This window comes from Anaerotruncus sp. AF02-27 (assembly GCF_003465835.1).
Taxonomy (GTDB): Bacteria; Bacillota; Clostridia; order Oscillospirales; family Ruminococcaceae; genus Anaerotruncus; species Anaerotruncus rubiinfantis.
Genome location: NZ_QSBX01000044.1, coordinates 9,455 through 14,925 on the forward strand (window position 1 = coordinate 9,455; position 5,471 = coordinate 14,925).

Sequence of the window (5,471 nt, forward strand, 5' to 3'; positions counted from 1 at the left end):
TTGAGCGGCGGACAGGCGCAGCGGACCGCGCTGGCGCGCGCTTTGCTTATGCAGCCGCAGCTTCTGCTGATGGACGAACCGTTCGCCGCGCTTGACGCGGCCGCGGCCTGGCACGCAAAGCTCCTCTGCCAGAATCTGCTCGCCGAATGCGGCGCGACTGCAATTATCGTCACTCACCGGCCCGAAGAAGCACTTTTCCTCGCCGGGCAGATCGCGGTGATGCAGCCGGGCGGGCGGTTCCGCCTCGTCGCCGAAAATCCCTGGAGAGGGATTGACGGCTGCGATGCCCCCGGCTTCCACACTTTTTCACGGCGGCTGCGGACGGCGCTTTTGCAGGCCGCCGGAGAGGGAGGGGGGAATTTTTGAAAAAATGCGTGTGTTTTCTGCTTGGATTTGTGACGCTCAACCTGCTGTGGCTGGCAGCGGCACTGCTGCTAGGCACCCGCGCGCTGCCGGGTCCTTTCACTGTCTATGCACATTTCGGCGAGGTGTTTTCGTCTGGAATTATCTCCCACATCGGCGCAAGCCTTCTTCGGATTGCAACGGCTTTGCTGCTTGCATTTGCATGCGGCGTTCCAATCGGGCTTTTGATGGCGTCTTCTGCCCACTGGGGCAGGCTTCTGCATCCGCTTGTCTACTTTTCCTATCCCATTCCCAAGACCGCTCTGCTGCCGGTCGCGATGCTGCTGCTCGGGCTGGGAGACGGCTCAAAGGTGCTGATCCTTTCGCTCACGGTACTTTTTCAGGTGATCGTGGCCGCGCGCGACGCGGCCGCCGGGATCGACCCGGGTTTTTACCAGGTGGCAATCAGCGCCGGAGCCCCAAAAAGCGCGCTTCTTTGGCAGATCACCCTGCCCGCCATCCTGCCGGAACTGTTTACCAGTCTGCGCATCGGCATGGGCACCTCGCTGGCGGTGCTCCTGCTGGTGGAGGCTTACGGAACCCGTGCCGGGGTCGGCTACTATATCCTCGATGCGTGGTCTCGGATCGATTACACCGAAATGTACGGCGGCATCATTGTGATTTCGCTCACCGGCGCGGCGCTTTTCCTTGCGGCAGATCTGCTCTTTGCGAAGCTCTGCCGCTGGAAAAGCTGACGGAATCTATCAAAAAAGCGGCCCCGGAAAATCCGGGGCCGCTTTTTCTGGTATTTCGATTAAGCTTCCTGTTTGCGCACCGGCAGCCATACCTCGAACACCGCGTCCTGCGGGTTTGGAGTGGTATAAAGCTCAATGTCCGGAGCGTCGGCGTATTCATAACCGGAGGTGGGCAGCCATTCGGTAACCGCGCGCTTTTCGATCTCCTGGATCGCGCCCGGCATCGGGCCGGTCCCCGGAAACACCGCCCAGGTACAGGCTGGGACGGTATACTCCTGGGCGCCCGGCAAGCCTTCCGGCACCGGAAGGTTTGACGCGACGCCGATATAGTAGGCCCAATCGTCCCCGCTCATACAGGCACTCACACCGAGCACGCCTTTTGGTTCGCTGTCCATCAGCGCGGCCAGCTTTTCCACCGCGCCGCTCATTGCAGCGCGGGCCCACATCTGCGGCACCAGCTCAAAATTTTTCTCCAGATCCCGGTCGAGCGGCTCACAGAGCCCCACGATCCGGAACGCTTCCCGTTTGACAATCCGATAATCCATTTCGGTATCCCCTTTGACGGTAATTTTGAAGCTGATCCGCCCGTATGCCTTGAGCGGCGCGCCTTGCTTTTGCGCGGCGGAAGGCGGCACCCCATGTACGTTCTGAAAGGCCCGGCTGAACGCCGTGGGCGATTCGTAGCCATACCGCAGCGCGGTGTCGAGCACCTTTGCGCCGTTTTGCAGGTCGAAGGCCGCCCGGGTCATCCGCCTGCGGCGGATATATTCCGAAAGCGGTATCCCCGTGATATAGGGGAACATCCTCTGAAAATGATAGACCGAACAGCATGCGAGCCGCGCCGCCGCCGAAAGGTCGATCTTCCCATCAAGATTGCCTTCAATATAGTCCAGTGCTTCGTTCATCCGGTCCAGCCATTCCATGGTTTCCTCAGCTCCTTACTGCCATCTTACCAGTTTTCCCGCCCCGGTTCCTCGCATTCCCTGCACAAAACTGCGCGGTCGCTACCCGCCTTTGCCGAGCACCTGCCTGCGGATATGGGCAAAGGTTTTTTGCTCCCCTTCGTTTCGCAGCATCAAGAGCAGCTCCTCAAGCAGCGCGCGGGTTTCGGGATGGATCAGGTAATGGTCGCGGGAATGCAGAAAATATTCGTACGGATCGGCATCGGTATAGGCGCCTCTGCGATAGGTCTTGCTGGCCGCGATACGGTCGCAAACCATCTCCGCAACATAGTTTACCGGCATCTTCATGCCCGCCATCCGAAAGTCCTCCTGCGGGCTGTAATCGATCCAATACTCCAGATGGTGCTTATTGCGGCCTTTGTGATGCAGCCAGGCCGCGCTGTAGCCTTTTTCCAGCCGTTCCGCCTCATTTGGGCTGCGGCTGCCCTGAAAATATTTCGCCCCGGCCATAAATTCAACCGGCGTGTACTTTGAAAGATCGTGCAGCAGGCCCTGCTTATAAAGTCCGACCGCAAAGCAATGCTTCATCACCAGCCACTTGTGATGATTGATCGTGCACAAATGCCCCCACCATTTCATTCTTTCCTCTGGCTCCCCATTCATTCATTTTCCAATTCGCCACAGGAAGCCTTTGCAGGCTTCCGAAAAACAGCGCGTTCCGGGTCCTCCTGCCGCCTGCCCGCGGCATAGCTTCCCGGATTCAGGTCGAGCACCACACGGCTCGGCTGGATGAGCGAATTCTCATGCTGGCAATGCCACCTTTCATCCCCGCCAAGCCCCGGAACGGTTTCTCCATCCGCAATGACATCGCCTTTCTCGAATAGGTAAGCAGCCACATTGAACACCAGCCCAACCACCTCATTCGGGTCAAGCGTGTGGAAATGGCACTGCACATCCGGCAGGCCAAGTGCAAAAAGCCCCATTGAGTCCGCGAGATATTCCTCCCGCCCCGCGATATTAAAAAAGCGCAGGTTGATCCCGCCGTGTAAAAACCGCAGCGCGCCCTCATATGGGTTATCCCAGCACTGGTCCGCTGTCATCAGCTTCCCACTCACCGGGAACCGCACCGCGGCGCAGTCCGGGAACCATTCCCACGCCAGCTCAAGCCAGCCCTGCAAAAGTTCCGCCCGCTCGGCATATGGCAAACCAGCAGCCATCCAATCGCCGAGCAGCACCTTGTAGCGGCACCGTGCAAGCAGCGCATCCGCGTTCTCCACATTCCAGTACTGGCTTCGCTCAAAACCAGTGACTGTCTGCGGATCGAACGGCAGATAGCCGCCGATTGAAATTCCGGCCGGGAAGGTCTTTTTGTCCCGATAGGCGACCGGCTTATCCTTGAGATGAAAGATATACATTTGTTCGCTGTCAAACATCATATCGGTCCGGCCAATTTTCTCCCCAATCCGCCGCGCAATTTCATCCGCGGCGGGCAGTTTCCCCTCCCGTTCGAAAAGCAGCTCAATAAAATATGCGGCGGGAAATTCCGCCTTGGAATCGGGGTCCTGGTGGAATTCTTTTTGTTCTTCGCGCATCTGGGCCTCCTGTTCGTCCGGCATAACCGGCACTTTTATCATTTATTCCATTGGCCATTGGGCGCAGGTTTGCACAGCGGACGGACCGCCCTGCGCATAAGCCCGGTACAACAGCCGCTCTGCGGCTATTGTACCACATCCCTGCGATACATAAAACGTTTAACTTATGAACCTTTGGCAAAAACGCGCAGGGATAGGCGTCCCTGCGCGTTTTTGCCAAAGGCGCCCGTTTCAGCCGCCCCGGTGTTTTTCTTTTTTCTTTTGCTGGCGCAGCTCGAATTTCCGCTGCTTTTGTGCGGCGGAAAAATTTTTCCGCCGGGCTTTGCGTTCAGCCTTTCCCGCTTCATGCATCTGCCTCAGCGCCTGCTGCGCCTTGGTGCCGACGCCGGACTGGGAAAGTCCAGCCGCAATCTGCCGCTGCATCCGTTTGGGATTTGGCCTGCGTACGCCTTCCCTGTCTGCCGCGACCGGCGGACTAAAACGCAGGCGGGTGTAATTTTTGAGGAGACATGCATAGACCTCATAATCCTTCGGCTCAGCGCCAAAAACGATCCGGGCGGCCTCAAGCCTGCCGTTTTCAACCCGTTCAATTACGCCTACCCAGAACGGGTCCTCAAAATACACGGTAAACCGCGCTGTGATGCTGCACATCAAAAGATCCCTCCCATCAGAATAAATTCCCGCAAGGAATGGACAACCCTGGGAGGGCAGGTTACTGACAGCCTTTCAGCTGCGCCCGGACTACCTACCGGGCCGTGTTTTTATCCCTGCGCATTCATTTTACGCTTTTTTGCCTTCGTCCGCAAGCGGGTGCGGAGTTTGATAGACCTTCTGCATCTGTTCGAGCCGTTTTTGCATTCCTTCGCGCACCCATGCCGGCCCGAGCACCTGTGCCTGCGGGCCGAGCGACAAAAGAAAGCTGAACACCCATTCACCGGCCGCGGCCTGCATTTTAACCAGAAATCCACCGTCTGGCAGGCGCTCGACCTGTTCCGGGGGGAACTCGTCATACACCCGATAGGCGAGTCCCGCGTCCAGATGCAGCCGCAGGGTAATCATCTCGATTGACGCCGCGTTTGAAAAAATCATGTCGGGCGCTTCCCGGGTCACCTGTTCCCCGGTGAGTTCCACGCGGCGCATCCGTCCGCATTTAAAAAGCCGGAAGCCCTGCCGCTGCCGGCAGAAGCCATAAAGATACCATCCACGGCCCTTGAACAGGAGCTTGAGCGGCTCAACCTGCCGGCGGGAGGCCACTCCGTTCGCGCCGAAATAGTCGAAAACGATCACCCGGCGGCACTGCACCGCTTCCTGCAAAAGCGAAAACTGCACCTGTTTGTCCGCGCCATCCCCCCATGGGGAAAGGTCCACCTCCAGCCAGGTGTTCTGCGGCCTGCCAAAAAGCGCCGCCAGCTTTTGGAGAGCGGCCTTGGCTTCAGGCACGTCCAGCGCGCTCAGTCCCTGCAGACCCGCGAGCAGCCGGTCCTGCTCCCCTTCGGTGAGCAGCGATCGGCCCAGCACAAATTGTTCCATCATCCGGATGCCCCCGCCTTTTCCACGGTCGGTATACACCGGGATTCCCGCGCCCGAAAGGATTTCCAGGTCGCGGTAGATGGTGCGGGTTGAGACTTCGAACCGCTCTGCCAGTTCGGCCGCGGTCATCCTGCCGCGTTCGATGAGCAGGTATGTAATTTCAAACAGCCGGTTTATCTGCATGGCGGCCGCCTCCTTTTCCATCCTCATCATATCACACAAACCGGACACCAGAAAGTCATATTTGGAAAAGTCCTGTCCCTCCCCGGATTGATTGCTTTTCCCATCGGAAAAGTACAGTTTACAAGGGACTACACAGGGTAGGTATCTGACGGGAGGGGTTCCGCCCG

General features: G+C 58.3%; 7 protein-coding genes. 2 read left to right on the top strand and 5 right to left on the bottom strand.

Annotated elements, in window-relative coordinates; all coding sequences use genetic code 11:
• The coding region (locus DWV16_RS19705; protein WP_243007367.1) for an ATP-binding cassette domain-containing protein at positions 1-366 on the top strand (366 nt) is incomplete at its 5' end.
• Positions 363-1,097, top strand: coding sequence for an ABC transporter permease (locus DWV16_RS17990; RefSeq protein WP_066452565.1), 735 nt, complete (start codon positions 363-365; stop codon positions 1,095-1,097). The genes DWV16_RS19705 and DWV16_RS17990, both read left to right, overlap by 4 nt.
• Positions 1,098-1,156: 59 nt before the next feature.
• Here DWV16_RS17990 and DWV16_RS17995 read toward each other — a convergent pair whose 3' ends face one another.
• The 5 genes from DWV16_RS17995 to DWV16_RS18015 all read right to left on the bottom strand — a co-directional run bounded on the left by DWV16_RS17995 (position 1,157) and on the right by DWV16_RS18015 (position 5,304).
• Positions 1,157-2,020, bottom strand: a complete 864-nt coding sequence (locus DWV16_RS17995; protein WP_118480817.1) for an AraC family transcriptional regulator — start codon at positions 2,018-2,020, stop codon at positions 1,157-1,159.
• A gap of 81 nt (positions 2,021-2,101) precedes the next feature.
• Complete coding sequence (locus DWV16_RS18000; RefSeq protein WP_118480819.1) at positions 2,102-2,638, bottom strand: DUF5662 family protein; 537 nt, start codon at positions 2,636-2,638, stop codon at positions 2,102-2,104.
• Positions 2,639-2,658: 20 nt separating this feature from the next.
• Positions 2,659-3,591 (bottom strand): DUF4261 domain-containing protein, encoded by a 933-nt coding sequence (locus DWV16_RS18005; RefSeq protein ID WP_199719802.1) that lies wholly within the window; start codon positions 3,589-3,591, stop codon positions 2,659-2,661.
• 231 nt (positions 3,592-3,822) lie between these two features.
• A complete protein-coding gene (locus DWV16_RS18010) occupies positions 3,823-4,242 on the bottom strand; it encodes a YjdF family protein (protein ID WP_066452572.1) in 420 nt (139 codons plus the stop codon).
• A gap of 129 nt (positions 4,243-4,371) precedes the next feature.
• Positions 4,372-5,304 (bottom strand): YafY family protein, encoded by a 933-nt coding sequence (locus DWV16_RS18015; RefSeq protein ID WP_158572975.1) that lies wholly within the window; start codon positions 5,302-5,304, stop codon positions 4,372-4,374.
• Positions 5,305-5,471 lie beyond the last annotated feature (167 nt).